The organism is Enterocloster lavalensis, from assembly GCF_046603895.1.
GTDB lineage: Bacteria > Bacillota > Clostridia > Lachnospirales > Lachnospiraceae > Enterocloster > Enterocloster lavalensis.
Genome location: NZ_CP176637.1, coordinates 5,252,443 through 5,271,042 on the forward strand (window position 1 = coordinate 5,252,443; position 18,600 = coordinate 5,271,042).

Here is an 18,600-nt window from a genome sequence, read left to right on the forward strand (position 1 = left end):
ATGAGACAGGAGTCAAGGCTATGTATGTAAAGTCAGTGGTGATTAAAAATAAGACCGGGCTGCACGCCAGGCCGGCGGCGGAGTTCGTGGGCTGCGCCAAGCGCTACAGCTCGGACATCCGGGTACGCAGGCCGGGGGAGGCCGAGGGCGTCAGCGCCAAATCGATGATGCGGGTACTGTCAAAATGCCTCTCCCAGGGGGTGACGGTGGAGATCAGCGCCCGCGGAGAGGACGAGGAGCAGGCGGTGGAGGCCCTGGCCGCGCTGGTGGAGTCCGGCTTCGGGGAGGAGGAATGAGGGCGGCCGCGGCGTTCTCCGGGATGGGGCGGGTGGCCGCGGCGTTCTCCGGAATAAGGCGGGCGGCCGCGGCGTTCTCAGGGATACGGCAGGCTGCCGCGGCGCTTATGGAATCGTTGTTGGAAAGCGGGGAGACGGAATGAGACTGGGAATGATCGGCTGCGGAAATATGGCCGTGGCTATGATAAAGGGGATTTTGGACAAGGGGCTGGCCCTGCCGGAGGAAATTCTGGTCAGCGATTTAAGCGCCGCCGCCCGGGATCGGGGGACAGCCCTGGGCGTGACGGTGACGGAGGACAACCGGAAGACGGCCGCCTGGGCGGAGATTCTGGTGGTGGCGGTGAAACCGCAGTTTTACGGGGCGGTTTTGGAGGAGATCAGGGATTGCCGTCCGTCCGGTCAGGTGGTGGTGACCATCGCCCCGGGAATTTCCACGGAGTGGGTGGAAAAACGTCTGGGGGCGGAGACTAAGGTCATCCGCACCATGCCCAACACGCCGGCCATGGTGGGGGAAGGCATGACGGCGGTCTGCTGCAACCGGAATTTGGAGCAGGCGGAACTTGAACGGGTTCTGGGGCTTTTGGGCGGATTCGGCAGGGCGGAGCAGATTCCGGAGCGCCTGATGGATGCGGCGGTTTCCGTGGGCAGCAGCTCCCCGGCCTATGTGTTCCTGTTTATTGAGGCTATGGCAGACGCAGCGGTTGCGGATGGTATACCGCGGGACACTGCCTACCGGTTCGCGGCCCAGGCGGTGCTGGGGAGCGCAAAAATGGTGCTGGAGACGGGAAAGCACCCGGGGGAACTAAAGGATATGGTGTGCTCGCCCGGAGGGACGACCATTGAAGTGGTGCGAAGCCTGGAAAAAAATGGATTCCGAGGCAGCGTGATGGAGGCCATGAGGGCCTGTACGGAGAAGGCGAAGCGGATGGTGTAGGATGCAGGGTAAGACCGGCGGTTAAGATGGAGGTGGAATATGCGGACATACAGAGGACGGACGGTCTGCGGGGGAACCGTGGGGGGCGCGGCCGCGGTTTGCAGCCGGGAAATGCCGGCGTATCCGGTTCCGGCTGGAGTTGAAGAGGAGCTGATGAGGTTTGAGCGGGCGAAGTCGGAGGCTCTGGGACAGCTTGCACAGCTGGAGGAGGAGGTGGCCGCCCAGGCAGGTGAAGAGGCCGCCGCGATCTTTGCCGTGCACCGGCTGCTGTTGGAGGATTTTGACTACATCCAGATGGCGGAGGACGGCATCCGGGTGGGAAAGAGCGCCCAAGAAGCGGTGCAAGGGGCCGGGCGGACCTGCGCGGCCATGTTCGAGCAGATGGAGGACCCGTATCTCAGGGAGCGGGGCGCGGATATGATGGACATCTCGGCCCGGGTCATCGCCTGCCTGAACGGCTGTGCGTATCCGCCTGAGTCCGGGCCGGAAGCAATTCTCATCGCGGAGGATTTTTCGCCCAGCCAGGTGGCGGCCTGGCAGCGCGGGGGAGACCGGGCAATGATTTTATCCGCGGGATCGGAATATTCCCATGCAGCGATCCTGGCCAGGGCCTTCGGCGCGCCGATGATGGTGCAGACCGGGATTGCGGTTGACGAGCTCGCCGGAAAGCAGATTAAGGGGAGCATGGAGGCCGGTAAGGAAGGCGGGCTGGGACGGGTTATATTGGAAGTTTTGTGAGCCTGGGATGAGATCAGGACAGATAAAAAGAATACTGTATACAAGATAAGACGCCGGAAACCGCTTGTGACTTCCGGCGTCTTATCTTCGGTCCATTGCTACTGGCGTCAACTGCGATACGATCCGCAACGGCTGTGAGATGCTGGGGATGCAGATGGAAGACGTGATCCGGGAAACGATTGCGGGGATGAGAGAGGAGGCGGGGCCGCGGATTTCAGTTTTTGAAAATCCAGTGCTCCGCCACGCTTCCGTCCATCAGCACCACCTTCAAAACCAGCCCCCCGGCTTCCATATCCAGAGAAAAACGGTCTCCGGAAACGGGCTGATCGAACGCTTCTTCCCGGCGCTTTTTCTCTGCATCGATGGTGAAACGGTAACCATCCCGCGACTTAAAGATCATGAACCAGGCGTATTTCCCGTCCGGCATTTTCACGGAGTAGCCTTCGTCAAAGGGCAGGCTCACCGTCTCTCCGCCGGCCAGGCGCTTGCCCAGGATTTCACCGTAGTTTTCCGTCAGATGCAGCATGTCGAAGCTCCCGGAACAGGTGTCGTAATAGCGGCTTTCTGCGGTGAAGGTATCTCCGGTGAGACCGGATTTCAGGGTGTAGACGGCGTTGCAGGAGTCGATGACCTCTTTTTCTACCAGCTCCAGGGTCTCCCCGTACATGTCCTCGTAGTGGGGGATGATATAGCCCTCGTTGTAAACCTTGGAGCCCGGGTCGTGGTGGAAATAGTAGCCGGGACCGTTGACGAACAGACTGTCCAGGTTCCAGGCGGCCAGGCTGATGAGCAGCAGAAGCCCGGGCACCCACATCAGTTTCAAACCGCCCTTTTTTCTGCGCACTACGAACACAACGGCCAGCACAACGGCCGCTATCGGAAAAATGACCATGGCCGCAAGGCCCAAAAAGAAAAGGGCCAGGACCAAAATTGCAAGCAGGATTTCAGGAATTGTCATGCCGGATCACCTCCAAAAGATTATAAAATCAGGCCGATTCCCAAAAAGGAAGCGGTCTCCTCATGGTTTTCGCTGATCAACCATTGGTATTTTGGGGATACAATGTAGAAGTCGCCCAGCCCGCTGCTTTCTCATGTACATGGAGAATGTCATTACTTTGCGCACCGTCCATTTCTTAGAATTGAACTGATAGGGCCTTACATCTTTTTGATTATACCAGACAATCTGGCAAAATCATAGCAGGTACTGCGCACCGTTTTATTCAAGCGGCCTCATTTCTTATTGCAAATACCAGCCACCCAATGCTAAAATAAAACAAAATGCGGTCCGGCCCGTTGAGGCCAACGCCGCCGCAGCGCGAGGGAGGGCAAACATATGAAGATTTTGGTGATCAACAGCGGCAGCTCGTCGTTAAAATTCCAGGTGGTGGACCCGGAAAACGAGAAGGCTCTGGCAAAGGGCGTTTGCGAGCGGATCGGAATCGACGGGATTTTTAATTACCGGACGGACGGGGGGATTTCCCTGAAGGAGCCGGTGGCAATGCCGGACCACAAGGCTGCGGTGGGAGTGCTGTTAAGTATGCTGGTGGACCCGGAGCGCGGCGTGCTGAAGGATTTTTCGGAGATCGACGTGGTGGGACACCGGCTGGTCCACGGGGGCGAGAAATTTACCGGTTCCGTGGTTATCACCGAGGAGGTGATCCAGGCTATGACCGAGTGCAACGACCTGGCGCCCCTGCACAACCCGGCTAATCTGGTGGGCGTGGCGGCCTGCCGGGAGCTGATGCCGGACATTCTGATGGTGGGGTGTTCGACACCGCGTTCAACCAGACCATGGAGCCAAAGGCATTTCTCTATGGCCTTCCCTACCGTTTTTATGAGAAACTGAAGATACGCCGTTACGGCTTCCACGGCATCAGCCACAAATACGTGTCCCGCCGGGCGGCGGAGTTCATGGGCCAGGATTACAGGCGCGTAAAGACCATCGTCTGCCATCTGGGCAACGGCGCCAGCATCTGCGCGGTGAAATACGGCCAGGTAGTGGACAACTCCATGGGCTTCACGCCTTTGGAGGGGCTGGTGATGGGCACCCGCTGTGGGGACGTGGACGCCGGAGCGCTGGAATACCTGGCGAAGAAGGAAAATCTGGATTTCCAGCAGATCATGACCATTTTGAATCAGGAGTCGGGGGTGCTGGGGATTTCCAGCAATTTTTCCAGCGATTTTAGGGAGCTGAAGGACGCGGAGATCAAATACAACGACAAGGCGGCCCTGGCCCGGGAGATTTTCGTGTACCGGGTGGCCAAATATATCGGCAGCTACGCGGCGGCCATGAACGGGGTGGACAACATCGTGTTCACCGCCGGGGTGGGGGAGAATGACTCTGATATCCGGGAGCAGATTTGCGAGTATCTGGAATTCCTGGGCATCGCCATCGACGAGGTGAAGAACCGGGAACAGGGGGAGGCGGTGCGTATCTCCGACGGCGCTTCCAGGGTCAACGTGCTGGTGGTCAAGACCAACGAGGAACTGGAGATTGCAAGGGAGGCTGCCGCGGTGGCCGCCCAGGTTAAGGCAAACAGGGAGACAAAGGCGAAAGGGGCAGCTCATCATGCAGAATGAGACGGAAGCCAGGGCCGGGGAGCGGGAGGTAGACCGGGTTGGGAGCGGGATGGAATATACCCCGGAGATGATGAACCGGATTTATGAGGCGGTGCTGAATCAGGTGGAGGAGGCGGTGGTGATCTCGGACGACGAGAACAAGGTGATCTTCATCAACCGGGCGGCCGAGGTGATCGAGGGCGTGGACGCGAAGAAGTCCCTGCACAAGAGCATGGAAGAGCTTTACTGTCCCACGGAGAACACGCCGAAACACAGCCGCCACGCCATCGTGCTGAACACGGGGATCGCGGCCAACGAATATTTCAACCAGTATGTGGTGAAGGCGAGCCACAAGGTTTTAAACGTCATTGAGCGGATGTTTCCGGTGAATTACAAAAACCGCACCGTGGCCGTGTACTCCCTGATCAAGAACCTGCCCGTGATGAAAAAGACCATGGAGCAGAGCCTGGAGCTGTACACCCATTTCGAGGAGGAGAAGCCGCGCAACGGCACCAAGTACACCTTCAGCAGCATTCTGGGCAACGACATCAACTTTGTGGAGGCCATTTCCAACGCCAAGCACGTGGCCCAGAACCAGACCAACGTGCTGATTTACGGGGAGACAGGCACGGGCAAAGAGCTGTTCGCCCAGAGCATTCACAACTACAGCGTGTTTCAGAACGGGCCGTTTATCTCCGTGAACTGCGCCGCAATCCCGGCCACCCTGCTGGAGAGCATGTTTTTCGGCACGGTGAAGGGGTCCTACACCGGGGCCAACAATATGGCCGGGCTGTTCGAGCAGGCGGAGAACGGCACCCTGTTTCTGGATGAGATCAACAGCATGGACATCGCGCTCCAGGCCAAGCTTTTAAAGGTGATTGAGAACAAGACCGTCCGGCGCATTGGCTCGGAGAAGGAGCTGGCTATCAACTGCCGCATCCTCTGCGCCCTCAACGAGGACCCGCTGGAGTGCATCGAAAACGGCAAGCTGCGGCGGGACCTGTATTACCGCCTGTCCTCCTGCATTTTACACATCCCGCCCCTGCGCAGCCGCAAGAGCGACATTCCGCTCTTGTGCGGCTGCTTCATCACCCGCTTCAACCGGGAGTACGGCCAGCACATCCGGCGGATTGACTCCGGGTTGATGGAGCGCTTTCTCCGCTACCAGTGGCCGGGAAATGTGCGGGAGCTCCAGCATGTGGTCGAGAGCGCCTATTCTGTGTCGGAGCAGAATCTGGATGTGCTCCGGCTGGAACATATCTCGCCTTATTACCGCAGCTTCTTTGCGGAGCCGGGGGCGGCGGGAGCAGCGGCCCCCGTGGCGGCGGGGACGGCTGGTACAGCGGAGCCGGGGCCCCCGGGATCAGCGGCCCCCGTGGCGGCAGGTACGGCTGGTACGGCGGGGCCGGGTGCAGCGGGGGCCGCTGCGGCTTCCATAGCGGCGGGTAGGGTGGATGCAGCAGCTTCCATGGCGGCGGCCCCGGCCGCTTCGCAGCCTGTGGATTCTCCGATTTCCTCAGCCGCAGGCGCTACGGATCCCATGGATTTCCCCACTACCTTTCCGGCCGCTCAGGGGGATTTCCGCGCCCTGCCGGGAGAACCGACCGCCCATCGGCCTGGAGGTTTCCCCGGCAGCCCCGGCCAATCACCGGAGCTCCCGCCCATCCCCCTAAAGGAGGCCATGGACGCCTATGAGAAATCCATCCTCGCCGCTACATTGGCGCGCCTGGGCGGAAATGTGTCCGCGGCGGCCAGGGAGCTTATGATCACCCGGCAGGCCTTGCAGCACAAAATCAAAAAGTACGGACTTTGATTGCATAGTGACAATTTTTTTGGCAGTGTAAAATAATTTGGCGCCAAAAAAATTGTCACTTTTTGCGCGCAGAGATTTGGAAAATCGGCAAAACCTTCTGTTTAGGCGCATTTGAATTTTTGGCATGATATTTGCTTGTTATATAAGCGTACATGTACAATACAAAAATTTATACGCAACAGATGGAAGGAGTCAAGTATGAAAAAAAGTTTTAAGCAATGGGCTACGCTGATCGCAATCTGCATGGCGGGGGGTACCATATTCAAGCTGGCCTATTTGCGCGATGTGTTCTATGTAGCGATGCAGGAGGCCTTCGGCTTCACCAACACCCAGTTCGGCCTGATGATGACGGCCTTTGCGGTGACCCAGTTTATCGCGTACCTGCCGGGCGGATGGATCACGGACCTTGTCCCTGTAAAATATCTGATACCGGTATCCCTGATTTCCACCGGCCTGTGCGGCTTCTGGCTTGCCACCTATCCGCCGTTTACCAGTGTGCTGATCATACAGGCGGTCATGGGAATCACCATAACACTATTGTTCTGGGAAGCCATGATCAAGGGCACCCGTATGATCGGAACCGCTGAGGAACAAGGGCGGATGTTCGGACTGCTGGAAGGTGGACGCGGGCTGTTCGCCACCATCATTTCCTTCGCAGCGCTGTGGATGTTCACCAACTTCGGCGAGGGCAGAATGGGCCTGCGCGCCACCATGATTTTCTACGCCATCGCGCTGTGCGGCCTGGGCGTCGTCTGCTTTTTCCTGATCGAGAAAAATGACGTGGAGGGCAAGGTAAACGCCAAGGAGGCCCTGGACGGACTGGTACACGTGGCCAAGCTTCCCAGAGTGTGGGTTGCGGGCGGAATCGTATTCTTCGGGTATTCCTTCTATAACGGCCTGAGCTATTTTTCATCCTATCTGACCGAGATTTGCGGCATGTCCGTCAGCATGGGCGTTGCGGTAAACATCGTCCGCCAGTACCTGATCGCCTTTATCGCGGCTCCGATCGGCGGTATGATCGCCGACAAGATGGGATCCTCCATCAACTATTTAAAGATCGCCCTGACCCTGGGCACGATCCTGACCGGAATTTACCTGGTGATCCCCACAACCATGGGAATCGTGGTGGTAGTGGGACTTATGCTGGTGCTGGCGGCGGTTATGATGACCATCCGCGGAACCTATTACGCCACCACCGACGAGATCCAGATCCCCATCGTGATGTCCGGCACGGCCGCCGGTATTCTCTCCATCGTGGGAAATACCCCCGACCTGTTCATTTTCACCCTGTACGGCTACTTTATGGACGCGTATCCGGGCATCCAGGGCTACCGCTATATTTTCATCGCCATGATGGTATTTGCGGTGCTTGGCGTGGGCTGCTGCTTCCTGCTGGCCCATATGAAAAAGAAAATTAAATCAAACTGAAAATAGATCGAAGAAAGAGAAGGTAAATAATATGAGCTGTGTACATAATTTTGACGAACCAATCAACCGCGTCAACACCGATTCCTTCAAGTGGGACTACGAGGGCGAGAGCGGGAAATACATTCCCCTGGGCGTTGCGGACACCGATTTCAAAGCGCCCCGGGAAGTGATCGACGCGGTGCGCGAGCGGGTGGACTTCGGCGTGTTCGCCTACGGCTACCTGCCCCAGCGCCGTTTTGCGGACGCGGTCTGCGGCTGGTATCGGAAGCGCTACGGCATCGCCCTGGAGCCGGAGGCGGTCCGCCACTCCCAGGGCCTGATGACCGGCGCGCTGTGGATGATTTTAAACGCCTACACCCGGCCTGGCGACAAGATCCTTTTGCAGCCCCCGGTTTACAACACCTTCAACGTGGTCATTCAGGGCGCGGGACGTTTTGTGGAGACCAACGACCTGATCTTGAAGGACGGGCGATATGAGATTGATTTTGAAGATTTGGAGAAGAAAACCTCCGATCCCCGGGTGCGCATCCTGCTGGTGTGTAACCCCGCAAACCCCGTGGGACGCGTGTGGACCAGGGACGAGCTTATGCGCATGTACGAGATCTGTAAGAAGAACAACACCCTGATCGTCAGCGATGAGATTCACGGCGATATCGTGTACGCGCCCCACAGACACATCCCCTATTTTTCACTGTCGGAGGAGATCGGGGATAACGTGATCGTCATGGGCTCCCCCAGCAAGACCTTCAACCTGGCCTGCTTCTACTCCGCCTATGTGGTGATCAAAAACAAGGCGCTCAGAGATTAGTATAACGTGGTGTACGACGACTATCATTTCGACTACAACTACGTGGGCATCGAGGCCCTGATCACGGCGTACAACGAGTGCGAATACTATGTGGACCAGCAGAACGAGTATTTCAGGAACAATATTGAACTGGTGAAATCCTTTATCGCAAAGAACATGCCTGAGGTGAAGGTGATCGAGCCGGAGGCCAGCTACCTTCTGTGGATCGACTTCAGGGCCTGGAACCTGACGCCCTTTGAGCTGGTGCACCTGTTCCAGGACGCGGGCGTGAAGCTGAACAACGGGGCCAACTACGGGAAGCCCGGTATGGGATTTATCCGCCTGAACGTCGCCACCCAGACCGCGGTTCTGGAGAAGGCGCTGGAGTGCATGAAGAAAGCCAGCGAAAAGCGGCCTAAATAAGAGCCGTCCACAGATACAAAATACGTGACAGCCACCGGGCGGGACAATGGGAGCCTGCCCGGCGGAAAAGGAGAAGGGTAATGGTAGATCGAGATATTAAGATTTCCGAGGCGGAGGAGCAGGCACAGAGCGATAAGCTCCTGTCAAAGAATTTCAAGTATCCGGTGTCGATCGGATACGCTGCACTGGTAACGGGATGCGTGTTCGGATTTGTGGCGTTCGGCCTGATTTTTTTCGAGGCCCCGCTGGAAATGATGTTTTTACTTTCCTGGATCGTGGTGGTTCCGCTGCTCATGCGTCTGGGTTACAAATACGGGGAATTGCAGGACATGGCCTGGGATATGGCCGTGGCCTCCTTTGAGCCCAATGTGGTGCTCATCGTGATCGGAGCCATGATCGCGGTGTGGATCGCCAGCGGGACCATCCCCATGATCATCTATCTGGGGCTCAAGTTCATTTCCCCGAAAATATTCCTGTTGTCGGCGCTGATTCTGGCGTCCTTCACCTCCCTGGCCACCGGCACCTCCTGGGGAACCCTGGGGACCGTGGGCCTGGCGCTGATCGGGATTGGAAACGCCATGGGTATTCCATCGCCCATGACGGCGGGCGCTATCATCTGCGGCGCATACTTTGGAGATAAAATGTCCCCATTGTCGGACAGCACCATTCTGGCTGCGTCGGTGTCGGGAACGGACGTGATGACCCACGTGAAGCACATGCTCTGGACCACGGTGCCGGCCTACGCCATCACGGCGGTACTGTTCGTGATTCTGGGCCTGCGCAACATTTCCGGGGTCTATGACACCAGCACTGCGAACCAGATCATGGCCACATTTACCCAGTTTTACAATTTTACCTGGTTGGAGTTTCTGCCCATCGGAATCGTGCTGATTCTGCTGGTGAAAAACACGCCGAGCATTATCGCGCTGATGATCGGAACCATTTCCGGTATGTTCGTGGCGGTGTTTCACCAGCAGGTGGCGCTTAAAACGCTGCTGGATTTTATGGTAAACGGCTTTGTGATCAGCACGGGAAGCGAGTTTGTGGACATCCTGCTGAACCGTGGCGGTATTATGAGCATGATGAGCGCATTTCTGGCGATTTTCCTGGCGCTCTGTATCTCGGGAATGCTGGACAAGACGGGCGTGCTCAGCGTGCTGGTGAATCCGCTGATCAAAAAATGCGGCAATTCCACCTTCAAAATCATCGCCTGCACGGCGGCGCTCACCTACGTGACCAACGCCATCGGCTCCTCCATGCTGTTCGCCTCCATCGTGACCGCGACTTTGATGAAGGACATTTTTGTGGCGAACCGGATCGCGCCGGAGAACCTTTCCCGGACGCTGGAGGATGCGGGCACCTTCGGGGCCGTGCTGATTCCATGGAATTCCAACGCCATCTATGCGTCCCAGATGCTGGGCGTGTCTCCGCTTGCGTTTATACCGTACTGTTTTTTGAATTATATCACGCCGATCATCGATTTGATTTACGCAAAGACGGGATTTACGGTTAAAAAAATAGAGGGCAAATAGGGCTCAGGGCAGAGGTGGATTCAGATGAAGCGTTTGATTAACACCGCGGTCGCTCCTGAGGACATCGGGCCATACGCCCAGAGCTGGAATACAGAGAAAATGCCGGAGGCGTTCATCGCGTAGGAGATGCCGGGATAAATAGAAATAGTAATTATTATTAATTTTGTGACCAAGTTACAGAACATTTTGTCTGCTTCTGCTATACTTCTCCCATAAGCAACTGATGGAGTGGTACATTTTGCATGAAGGAGGTCACAAGGTGAAAAAGTATGTCTGTTCGATTTGCGGATATGTCTACGATGAGGCGGCGGGAATACCGGCGGCGGGAATTGGGCCGGGAACCCGGTGGGAGGATTTGCCGGAGGGATGGGTCTGTCCGCTCTGCGGCGCTTCCAAAGATCTGTTCAATCCGGTGGAGCCGCAAAAAAAGTCGGAAAATGGGACTGTGAAGGCGGCGGGGCCGGAAGCGGTGAGCGAACGGGACGGCGGAGAAGAGGCGCGTGAGCCGGAGGATGGCAGCGGGGACGAGGAGCTGCGGGAGCTCTCCGCCGGGGAGCTGTCGGCGCTGTGTTCCAATCTGGCCAGGGGCTGTGAGAAGCAGTACCGGGCGGAGGAGTCGGCGTTGTTCACGCAGCTGGCGGATTACTTCAAGGCAAAGACGCCCGTGCCTGAGAGCGCGGAGCTCTCCGGACTTTTAGAGCGGGTCGGCCGGGATTTAAACGTGGGCTTTCCGCAGGCTGAGGCCGCGGCAAAGGAAAATGGGGACCGGGGCGCGCAGCGGGCGCTGGTGTGGAGCGGGAAGGTCACAAGGATTCTGGATGCCCTTTTGAAGCGCTGGGAGAAAGAGGGGGAAGCCATGCTGGAGCACACCAATCTCTATGTGTGCGATATCTGCGGCTTCGTCTATGTAGGCGACAATCCGCCGGAGCTCTGCCCTGTGTGTAAGGTTCCGGGCTGGAAGTTCAGTCAGATCGAAAGGAGGGCATAAAATGATGAAGAAATTTGCCATGCGCAACCTGCGCCTTTGTACCAAGGACTGCCTGTGCCTGTATGTCTGCCCCACAGGGGCTGCGGACACGGAGAACAGCATCATTGACCGTGAGAAATGCATCGGCTGCGGCGCCTGCGCCGAGTCCTGTCCCTCCAAGGCGATCTCCATGGTTCCGGTGGATATGCCGCCTCAGCAGCCCAAGGAAGCCGCGGTTTTAAACAAACTGAACGCGCTTTCCGGCAGCAAGACGGCCCAGGAGGCCGTAGCCCGGGAACTGGGACAATCCACCCACAACCCGGCGCTGGACCAGTTGGCCCGGGCTCTGGAGAAATCCAACCGGCTGATGGCCGAGGACATTCTGCGGGAGGCGGGATACATGCTGCCTCAGAGCGGAAACGCCAACCGTTTCCTGCGGTCTCTGCTGGATCACCCGGTCTACGCCGATGTTCCCGTGGAGGCGGTCAAACGCCTGCTGGAGCTGCTGCCCGCCAACGAGGAGGAGCCGGAGACAGAGTCCTCCAGGGACGGGGAGCCTGAGGCCCGGCCGGAGCGCTGGCGCTGTACGGTGTGCGGTTACATACATGAAGGGCCGCTGCCTGAGGATTTTACCTGCCCGAGATGCAAACAGCCGGCGTCCGTGTTTGAGCGGATTCCGGAAGATGAGGCGTAGATAAAAACGTTGACGGTTGAGCGGGATCGTGTGGATGGGAGGGGACGTTGCGCAATGCGGCGGCCCCTTCCAATCTGTACACCCCACCCGGTATCGATATTTCGACAGAAGATCTATTCATGGATCGGAAAAAGCGATTGACAATCAGGTTAATCAATGCTAACCTGAAAACAGAACCGGGAGAGCCGGCCAATAAAATCCCCTGCCGCTTTTTTTATCGGCAGAGGTTAGCTTTTCCTAACGAAACCGGGCCGCCGTCTGCCAATCCATTCCGGCCAGCAATCCGCAAGTTTTATCCGGAAATACATTGCCGCTGTCACACGGCGCCTATATGTGAAAAGGAGGATCTCAATGTCAACTGCGATTCTGTGTTTACTGCTCATTATCATGATTGTGTTCGGACTGAGGAGCTATTTAAAGCGCCTCACCTCCGGCTGCTGCGGCGTTTCCGCCCGGCCGGGGGTGAAGCTCAACCGGGTGAAGGACCGGGACAAGTCCCACTACCCTTACCGGGTGCTGCTGAAAGTGGATGGAATGTCCTGCGGCAGCTGCGCGGCCCGGGTGGAGAACGCCTTAAATGCACTGGAGGGCGTGTGGGCCCAGGTGGATTTGGGGGAAGAGCAGGCCGATGTGCGCATGAAACGGGAGTACGGCGAGCAGGAGTTGAAGGCGGCGGTGAAAACGGCGGGCTACACGGTTTACCGGGTGGAAAAGGCGGTGTAGGCTGGGCACACGATCCATGTGCCCGGCCGTTTCTTTGGTTATGCGGTATTGGAATTCAGTCTCAGGAAGGGAATTGTTCTCCCAGCTTTTCCAGCAGCTCCCTGGCCTCGTCCCCCTGTTTGGTGATGAAGTCGGCCTCCGGCACCTCGATGTCGTGGATCAGCATGTTGCGGCTTTTTCGCAGGGAAACGATGCGGTTTAGGCAGTCCTTGTCCAGCACGTTCATCCGGTTCAAGGTGTTGATGTTGAAGGCGCCCCGCAGCTTCTGGGAATTCCGGTTGGAGATGCGGTTGAGCATGCGCTCCAAAGGCACCCACTGGCTGAAGAAATAGCTGGCGGCCTGGCGGCTGTCCTCGCCTCCGCCCTCCCGTCCGTCCCGCAGTTCCTGGTAAATGGCGTAGCGCTTTTCATTTCCGGTGATGATCTGATCGACGATCTGCTGGGAAATGTTGCGGCGGTCCTTCTCGAATTTCACGGATTTGAGGACGGGCTGGATCTCCTTGACCGTGTTCATCTTAAGGCGGCTGATCAGGCGGAACAGCAGCTCGATGTTCCCCATGCGCAGCTCGATGTCCTCGGGTCGGAAATTGTTGCTCAGATAATTGTACAGGTAGGAGGCCAGCTCATACTGGCTGGAAAAGGCGGCGTTTTTGTTGCGCACCCGCTCGTTGCCTGCGCTCTGAAGGCGTTCCAGGGCGATCTCTCCGGCCAGCACCAGGCCGTTCAGCTCGTCCAGGATCGCCAGCTCCTCGTCGGAGAGGGTGCCCTGAAGGGGCTTGTACACCAGGTCGTGCTCCACCTCGGACCAGGCGTGCATGAGAACGGAAGCCACCTGAATCTCGATGCGTGCCTCGGCGTACTTTTTCTGGGAGGGTTCAAGGGAGTCCTCCCGCATGCGGGCGCGATAGTGGTTGGCCCAGTAACCGGAAAAGCGCTTGTTGTAGGTGGGCGGCTTGGACTGCTCCGGGAACTGTTTGGTCTCCAGAACCGTGAACAGGTCGCAGACCAGACTGTCCGTCTTGTCGCGGTCGCCCGGGAAATACAGGGACACGCGGACACCGGAAAGGTCGGCGATATCCTCATATATCTCACGCATATTTTTATAAGGCACGGCTCTTCTGGAATTCCGGATCAGAACCTTGCTTTTGAGGCGGCCGGGCGCCTTGGGCCGGGAGGTCACCATGGCCCGGATACCGGCGGACTGAAGGGAAGCTTCCAGCTGTTTCGCCGCAAGCCGTCCCGCTGCCTCATAAAAATTCAGTTTTCGTTTATAATTTTCAATAAATTGATTGATTAAATCCATGGCTATTCCCCGTCAATATTGTTATTTAAGTCTGTCTCTGTTTTCGCAGAGATACGTTTCCTTGATTATACCTTGTCGTCAGCCGCAGGCTGTCGATAAGAGATGCGTTTCCTTGATTATACCTTGTCGTCAGCCGTAGGCTGTCGATAAGAGATACGTTTCCTTGATTATACCTTGTCGTCAGCCGCAGGCTGTCGATAAGAGATACGTTTCCTTGATTATAACGCATTTTTGCCCGCCCGTCATCCGCAGAATCCATAAGATTTTCGAAAGAGGGAAATTTTTCCTTCCCTTTGGGCTGTGGGACATTTATAATAGAGACAGAACAGCCGACGGTGAGCGGCGGGAATTTGGGAAAATTCCGCCGGCAGCGGCTGGGCGGAGCGAAAGGGGGAAGCGGGATGAAGCGGATGATTCGCAGACGGCTGTGTATGGTGATTCTGACCGCCATGCTGCTGACCCTGTTCCTGAATTATTTTGTGCAGATTCAGAGCGCCCGGAGGGGAATGTATGAGGAAGCGCTGGACAATTTTAAGCAGATTGAGCGGATTCTGGACCAGAACGAGCAGGATACGGCCAGGGCCAGGCAGGAGTTGAAGCAGGACTGCTTTATAAGGGCCAAGGCGGCGGCCTACATTTTACAGAGCCACCCGGAGGTGATCCCGGATCAGGCGGAGATGAAGAAGATCGCCGGCCTGCTGCAGGTGGACGAACTGCACCTCTTTGACACCCAGGGTAATCTGTACGCGGGTTCCGAGCCAAAGTATTACGGCTACAATTTTAATTCCGGCGAGCAGATGCGCTTTTTTCTGCCCATGCTGACGGACCGCAGCCTGGAGCTGTGCCAGGATATCACGCCCAACACCGCGGAGAGCAAGCTCATGCAGTACGCGGCGGTTTGGAGGCCGGACGGGCAGGGGATCGTGCAGATCGGCCTGGAGCCCACCCGCGTGCTGGAGGCCATGAAGAAGAACGAGCTGTCCTACATTTTCTCTTTGGTGACAGTGGAGAACGGGTCTGTGATTTTTGCCGTGGACCCGGAGAATTTTCGGATTCTGGGAGCCACCCAGGATGCGCTTGTGGGAAAAGAATTAGAGGATGTGGGCCTGGGACCGGAACAGGTTCTGAGCAGCCGAAAGGGAGTGCGGGCGGAGCTTGACGGGGTGGACAGCTACTGCGTGTTCGCGCCGTCCGGCTCGGTGATTTTGGGGATGGCGCGGAGCAGCGTTTCGCTGTACCGCGGGGTAAACCGGAGTACCGCCCTGGTGGCACTGTATCTGGTGCTGGTGGCGCTGCTGATGATCGTCTCCATCTCCAACTACATTGACCGATACATTGTGGACGGGATTTCCTCCATCAACCGGAAGCTGACGGAGATCACCGTCGGCAATCTGGAGACCACGGTGGAGGAGGACAGCACGCCGGAGTTCTCGGAGCTCAGCGGGCGCATCAATCTGATGGTGCGCAGTATTCGGGACAATACCAACAAGCTGTCGCAGATTCTGGACGTGGCCCAGGTGCCCATCGGAGTTTATGAATACAACCAGAGGATGAGGCGGGTGATGGTCACCAGCAGGGTGGCCGGAATCCTGGGGCTGGCCGGGGATGAGGCAACACAGCTGTTTGCCGATCACGCTCTGTTTGAGGAACATCTGGAAGCCATACGGCAGAACCCGCTGAACGAGGAGAAGGGTGTGTACGTCCTGCCCGGAGAGCCGGAGCGGTTTGTCCGCCTGGAGACGTATTTCCGGGAGTACAGCGTTTTGGGACTGATCGTGGATGTGACGGAGGATATCCGGGAGCGCAGGCGGATCGAGCAGGAGCGGGACATCGATCTGCTCACCGGCCTGTACAACCGGCGGGCGTTTTACCGGCGCATGGAGGAGCTGTTCGGCAACCCCAACGAGCTGGGGGCCTGTGCGATGCTCATGGCGGATGCGGACAATCTCAAGCAGGTCAACGACCGGTTCGGGCACCAGAACGGGGACCGCTATCTGCAGGGCGTGGCGAGGATTTTCAGGTCCGTCTGCAGCGAGAAGAGCGTTCTGGCCCGCCTAAGCGGGGACGAATTTGCTGCGTTCCTGTACGGCTGCGCCAACCGGGAGGAGCTGGAAACGCTGATCGAACGGCTTCGCAATGTGATGAATGTGGAGACGGCGGAACTGACCGGCGGGGAGCCCATTCCGGTGCGTTTTTCCGCGGGCTGTGCCTTTTATCCCGAGGACGGGGAGGACTACGCGAGCCTGCTCAAGTGCGCAGACACGGCGATGTACAAGGTGAAGCGGGAACGGAAACATAGAGAGTTGGAAGAATAAGGAAAATAGTTCAGGCGTTGGACGAGCCGCTGATGGAGACATCGGCGGCTTTTTTGGATGCCGCCCCACCACGAGCGCCGCCGCAAAAAAGAATCGCCCGGGCCTGAATAAAATGGAAAAAGCCGGAGAGAATCAAGGATAGGAATTGATTGCAGGCGCGCAGGCAGGCGTTGGCCCGGGCGCGCGGTGCAGGAGGAGGAATATTCATGAAATTATTATATAAAGGCGACATTTATTTTGCAGACCTCTCCCCGGTGGTGGGAAGCGAACAGGGAGGCGTGCGGCCCGTTCTGGTTATTCAGAACAATGTGGGCAACAAATTCAGCCCCACCGTGATTGTGGCGGCGATTACCAGCCGTATGGACAAGCACAATCTGCCAACTCACGTGCTGATCGAGCAGAGCCGGTACGGGCTGCAGAAGGATTCCATGATCCTGCTGGAACAGGTGCGCACCATTGATAAAAGCAGACTGCGGGACTACATAGGCCATTTGGATTTCTCCGATCTGCTGCGCGTCAACCGGGCGCTGATGGTCAGCATGGACCTGGGAACCCCGGTTCGGGCCCTGGCGGAATAAAATGGGCAACGTCCACAATACGAACGGCATGATATGCAAAAGGTCAGGTGATGTCCGATATGGATAAGAGAAGAGTGGCAGAGACAATTTTAAACCTTGTGGGAGGCGCGGACAATGTTAAGGAGGTCACCCATTGTTTTACGCGCCTGCGCTTTGTCCTGAAGGATGAACGCATTCCAAAGGACGAGGAGGTGAGCCGGGCGGAGGGCGTCATTTCCGTGGTCAGAGCGGGCGGTCAGTACCAGGTGGTCTGCGGCACAAAGGTGCAGGGGATTTACCAGGAATTGGAAGATATACTGAGGGAGAAGAGAAGTGGAGGTGGGGCGCCGTCGGGCGCAGTCCCCACTTCCCCCCGACGCCCCATCGGGGATCTGATTCTGCAGAAAGTGGCGGAAATTTTCACGCCCCTGATCCCGGCCATCGCGGCGTCGGGGCTGATCAAAGGGCTGCTGACTGCGACGCGGCTTTTGCTGGAGCGCTACGGCATCGATCTGGCGGCCACGGACACCTACGTGATTTTGAACGCGGCCAGCCAGGTGATTTTCTATTTTATGCCCATTTTCCTGGCAATGACCTGCGCAAAGGCTTTCCGCTGCAACCGGGTGATGGCCATGGTGGTGGGCGCCTCGCTGGTGTATCCACAGATGGATGCGCTGATCCAGAACACGGAGCAGGTCACCACCATTTTCGGCCTGCCGGTGCTGAAAAACGCCTGGCAGATCGGTTCCTCGGCCAAGGTGTTCTCCTACACGGAGTCCGTTATCCCCATCATCCTTGCTATTTTGTGCATGGCGGTTCTGGAGCGGTGGCTCACCCGTGTCATCCCGGAGATCGTCCGGCTGATTGCGGTGCCCGGGCTGGAGCTGCTTGGGATTCTGCCGCTCACCCTGGTGGTTTTGGGACCTGTGGGAATTTACGTGGGCAACGGGATCCAGCATCTCTACGACACGATGATGGGCTTCAGCACGGTTCTGGGCGGCGCGCTGGTGGGCGGGCTCTGGGGCGTCTGCGTCATTTTCGGAGCGCACCGGGCGCTGCTTCCCATCGGGCTCAATGATGTGGCGGTGAACGGGCGGCAGAACCTGCTGGCGTTTGCCGGTGCGGCCAATTTCGCCCAGGGCGGGGCTGCCCTGGGGGTATGCCTGAAAACCGGAAACCGGGAGCTGAGACAGATCGCAGCCTCCGCCGCCCTGACCGCCTCGGTGGTGGGCGTGACCGAGCCTGCGATCTACGGCTGCAACCTGCGGTTAAAAAAGCCCATGGTCTGCGCGGTGATCTGCGGGGCGGTGGGCGGCGCGGTCATGGGAATCGGAAATGTCTACGGCGACGCTTTTGCCAACAACGGCGTGCTGACGGTCTTTACCTACGCGGCCTACGGCATGACGAGGTTCGCTTTTTACCTGGCGGGCATCGGAGCGGCCTTTTTCGGGGCGGCAGCGCTCACCTACCTGGTGGGATTTGAGGAACTGCCGGCCTCAGACCGGGAACAAAATGGAGAATGAGAGGGCAG

Annotated in this window: 18 protein-coding genes and 1 pseudogene; 16 read left to right on the forward strand and 3 right to left on the reverse strand. The window is 57.7% G+C overall.

The genetic code is table 11. The features are described 5' to 3' along the window. Positions 1–20 precede the first annotated feature (20 nt). From ACK2JC_RS23650 to ACK2JC_RS23665, 4 genes are read left to right on the forward strand one after another with little or no spacing between them, the layout of a single operon-like run. Positions 21–296: an HPr family phosphocarrier protein gene (locus tag ACK2JC_RS23650; protein WP_320936528.1), complete on the forward strand. Its 276-nt coding sequence runs from the start codon at positions 21–23 to the stop codon at positions 294–296. Then, positions 293–439, forward strand: a complete 147-nt coding sequence (locus ACK2JC_RS23655) for a hypothetical protein (protein WP_320936529.1) — start codon at positions 293–295, stop codon at positions 437–439. The genes ACK2JC_RS23650 and ACK2JC_RS23655 overlap by 4 nt, the downstream gene beginning before the upstream one ends. Further along, the gene (proC, locus tag ACK2JC_RS23660; RefSeq protein WP_320936530.1) at positions 436–1,230 is read left to right on the forward strand and encodes a pyrroline-5-carboxylate reductase; all 795 of its coding nucleotides are present in this window, start codon (positions 436–438) and stop codon (positions 1,228–1,230) included. Before ACK2JC_RS23655 ends, proC begins: the two co-directional genes overlap by 4 nt. A gap of 39 nt (positions 1,231–1,269) precedes the next feature. Next, complete coding sequence (locus ACK2JC_RS23665) at positions 1,270–1,968, forward strand: phosphoenolpyruvate-utilizing N-terminal domain-containing protein (RefSeq protein ID WP_320936531.1); 699 nt, start codon at positions 1,270–1,272, stop codon at positions 1,966–1,968. Positions 1,969–2,182: 214 nt separating this feature from the next. On the opposite strand, the gene ACK2JC_RS23670 is transcribed toward ACK2JC_RS23665, so the two are convergent. Beyond that, positions 2,183–2,926, reverse strand: a complete 744-nt coding sequence (locus ACK2JC_RS23670) for a hypothetical protein (RefSeq protein WP_320936532.1) — start codon at positions 2,924–2,926, stop codon at positions 2,183–2,185. A gap of 20 nt (positions 2,927–2,946) precedes the next feature. Beyond that, the gene (locus ACK2JC_RS23675; RefSeq protein ID WP_368271520.1) at positions 2,947–3,045 is read right to left on the reverse strand and encodes a hypothetical protein; all 99 of its coding nucleotides are present in this window, start codon (positions 3,043–3,045) and stop codon (positions 2,947–2,949) included. A gap of 256 nt (positions 3,046–3,301) precedes the next feature. Here ACK2JC_RS23675 and ACK2JC_RS23680 point away from each other — a divergent pair. From ACK2JC_RS23680 to ACK2JC_RS23720, 9 genes and pseudogenes are all read left to right on the forward strand, one after another. Next, positions 3,302–4,548: pseudogene (locus ACK2JC_RS23680) on the forward strand (acetate/propionate family kinase). Then, entirely contained in the window at positions 4,538–6,340 is a 1,803-nt protein-coding gene (locus ACK2JC_RS23685) for a sigma 54-interacting transcriptional regulator (protein ID WP_331681217.1), read from the forward strand. Before ACK2JC_RS23680 ends, ACK2JC_RS23685 begins: the two are co-directional and overlap by 11 nt. Before the next feature lie 198 nt (positions 6,341–6,538). Continuing rightward, positions 6,539–7,768, forward strand: coding sequence for an MFS transporter (locus ACK2JC_RS23690; RefSeq protein ID WP_411337911.1), 1,230 nt, complete (start codon positions 6,539–6,541; stop codon positions 7,766–7,768). Between the two features lie 31 nt (positions 7,769–7,799). Beyond that, positions 7,800–8,576, forward strand: coding sequence for a MalY/PatB family protein (locus tag ACK2JC_RS23695; RefSeq protein WP_368272153.1), 777 nt, complete (start codon positions 7,800–7,802; stop codon positions 8,574–8,576). 6 nt (positions 8,577–8,582) lie between these two features. After that, positions 8,583–8,978: a hypothetical protein gene (locus tag ACK2JC_RS23700; protein ID WP_368272152.1), complete on the forward strand. Its 396-nt coding sequence runs from the start codon at positions 8,583–8,585 to the stop codon at positions 8,976–8,978. A gap of 80 nt (positions 8,979–9,058) precedes the next feature. Further along, positions 9,059–10,510, forward strand: coding sequence for a Na+/H+ antiporter NhaC (gene nhaC / locus ACK2JC_RS23705; RefSeq protein ID WP_320936826.1), 1,452 nt, complete (start codon positions 9,059–9,061; stop codon positions 10,508–10,510). Between the two features lie 259 nt (positions 10,511–10,769). Then, complete coding sequence (locus ACK2JC_RS23710; RefSeq protein WP_320936825.1) at positions 10,770–11,498, forward strand: rubredoxin; 729 nt, start codon at positions 10,770–10,772, stop codon at positions 11,496–11,498. 1 nt (position 11,499) lies between these two features. Next, positions 11,500–12,171 (forward strand): 4Fe-4S binding protein, encoded by a 672-nt coding sequence (locus ACK2JC_RS23715; protein WP_320936824.1) that lies wholly within the window; start codon positions 11,500–11,502, stop codon positions 12,169–12,171. Between the two features lie 351 nt (positions 12,172–12,522). Next, on the forward strand, positions 12,523–12,894 hold the full coding sequence (locus ACK2JC_RS23720; RefSeq protein WP_276851774.1) for a heavy-metal-associated domain-containing protein: 372 nt from the start codon (positions 12,523–12,525) through the stop codon (positions 12,892–12,894). Positions 12,895–12,955: 61 nt separating this feature from the next. Here ACK2JC_RS23720 and ACK2JC_RS23725 read toward each other — a convergent pair whose 3' ends face one another. Then, the gene (locus tag ACK2JC_RS23725) at positions 12,956–14,197 is read right to left on the reverse strand and encodes a RelA/SpoT domain-containing protein (protein ID WP_092368046.1); all 1,242 of its coding nucleotides are present in this window, start codon (positions 14,195–14,197) and stop codon (positions 12,956–12,958) included. Between the two features lie 401 nt (positions 14,198–14,598). Here ACK2JC_RS23725 and ACK2JC_RS23730 point away from each other — a divergent pair, with 401 nt between their 5' ends. The 3 genes from ACK2JC_RS23730 (at position 14,599) to ACK2JC_RS23740 (ending at position 18,592) form a co-directional block, all read left to right on the forward strand. Next, entirely contained in the window at positions 14,599–16,512 is a 1,914-nt protein-coding gene (locus tag ACK2JC_RS23730) for a diguanylate cyclase domain-containing protein (protein WP_320936428.1), read from the forward strand. A gap of 206 nt (positions 16,513–16,718) precedes the next feature. Further along, the gene (locus ACK2JC_RS23735) at positions 16,719–17,090 is read left to right on the forward strand and encodes a type II toxin-antitoxin system PemK/MazF family toxin (protein WP_092368049.1); all 372 of its coding nucleotides are present in this window, start codon (positions 16,719–16,721) and stop codon (positions 17,088–17,090) included. A 59-nt stretch (positions 17,091–17,149) separates the two neighbouring features. After that, positions 17,150–18,592, forward strand: a complete 1,443-nt coding sequence (locus tag ACK2JC_RS23740) for a PTS transporter subunit EIIC (RefSeq protein WP_333684793.1) — start codon at positions 17,150–17,152, stop codon at positions 18,590–18,592. Positions 18,593–18,600 lie beyond the last annotated feature (8 nt).

What these genes read in the sequence shown, in the direction of transcription:
- ACK2JC_RS23690 (WP_411337911.1), top strand. Translation starts at nt 6,539, where the DNA reads ATGAAAAAAAGTTTTAAGCAATGGGCTACGCTGATCGCAATCTGCATG.
- ACK2JC_RS23725 (WP_092368046.1), bottom strand. Translation starts at nt 14,197, where the DNA reads ATGGATTTAATCAATCAATTTATTGAAAATTATAAACGAAAACTGAAT.
- ACK2JC_RS23720 (WP_276851774.1), top strand. Translation starts at nt 12,523, where the DNA reads ATGTCAACTGCGATTCTGTGTTTACTGCTCATTATCATGATTGTGTTC.
- ACK2JC_RS23650 (WP_320936528.1), top strand. Translation starts at nt 21, where the DNA reads ATGTATGTAAAGTCAGTGGTGATTAAAAATAAGACCGGGCTGCACGCC.
- nhaC (WP_320936826.1), top strand. Translation starts at nt 9,059, where the DNA reads ATGGTAGATCGAGATATTAAGATTTCCGAGGCGGAGGAGCAGGCACAG.
- ACK2JC_RS23655 (WP_320936529.1), top strand. Translation starts at nt 293, where the DNA reads ATGAGGGCGGCCGCGGCGTTCTCCGGGATGGGGCGGGTGGCCGCGGCG.
- proC (WP_320936530.1), top strand. Translation starts at nt 436, where the DNA reads ATGAGACTGGGAATGATCGGCTGCGGAAATATGGCCGTGGCTATGATA.
- ACK2JC_RS23685 (WP_331681217.1), top strand. Translation starts at nt 4,538, where the DNA reads ATGCAGAATGAGACGGAAGCCAGGGCCGGGGAGCGGGAGGTAGACCGG.
- ACK2JC_RS23730 (WP_320936428.1), top strand. Translation starts at nt 14,599, where the DNA reads ATGAAGCGGATGATTCGCAGACGGCTGTGTATGGTGATTCTGACCGCC.
- ACK2JC_RS23695 (WP_368272153.1), top strand. Translation starts at nt 7,800, where the DNA reads ATGAGCTGTGTACATAATTTTGACGAACCAATCAACCGCGTCAACACC.
- ACK2JC_RS23665 (WP_320936531.1), top strand. Translation starts at nt 1,270, where the DNA reads ATGCGGACATACAGAGGACGGACGGTCTGCGGGGGAACCGTGGGGGGC.
- ACK2JC_RS23735 (WP_092368049.1), top strand. Translation starts at nt 16,719, where the DNA reads ATGAAATTATTATATAAAGGCGACATTTATTTTGCAGACCTCTCCCCG.
- ACK2JC_RS23740 (WP_333684793.1), top strand. Translation starts at nt 17,150, where the DNA reads ATGGATAAGAGAAGAGTGGCAGAGACAATTTTAAACCTTGTGGGAGGC.
- ACK2JC_RS23670 (WP_320936532.1), bottom strand. Translation starts at nt 2,926, where the DNA reads ATGACAATTCCTGAAATCCTGCTTGCAATTTTGGTCCTGGCCCTTTTC.
- ACK2JC_RS23715 (WP_320936824.1), top strand. Translation starts at nt 11,500, where the DNA reads ATGATGAAGAAATTTGCCATGCGCAACCTGCGCCTTTGTACCAAGGAC.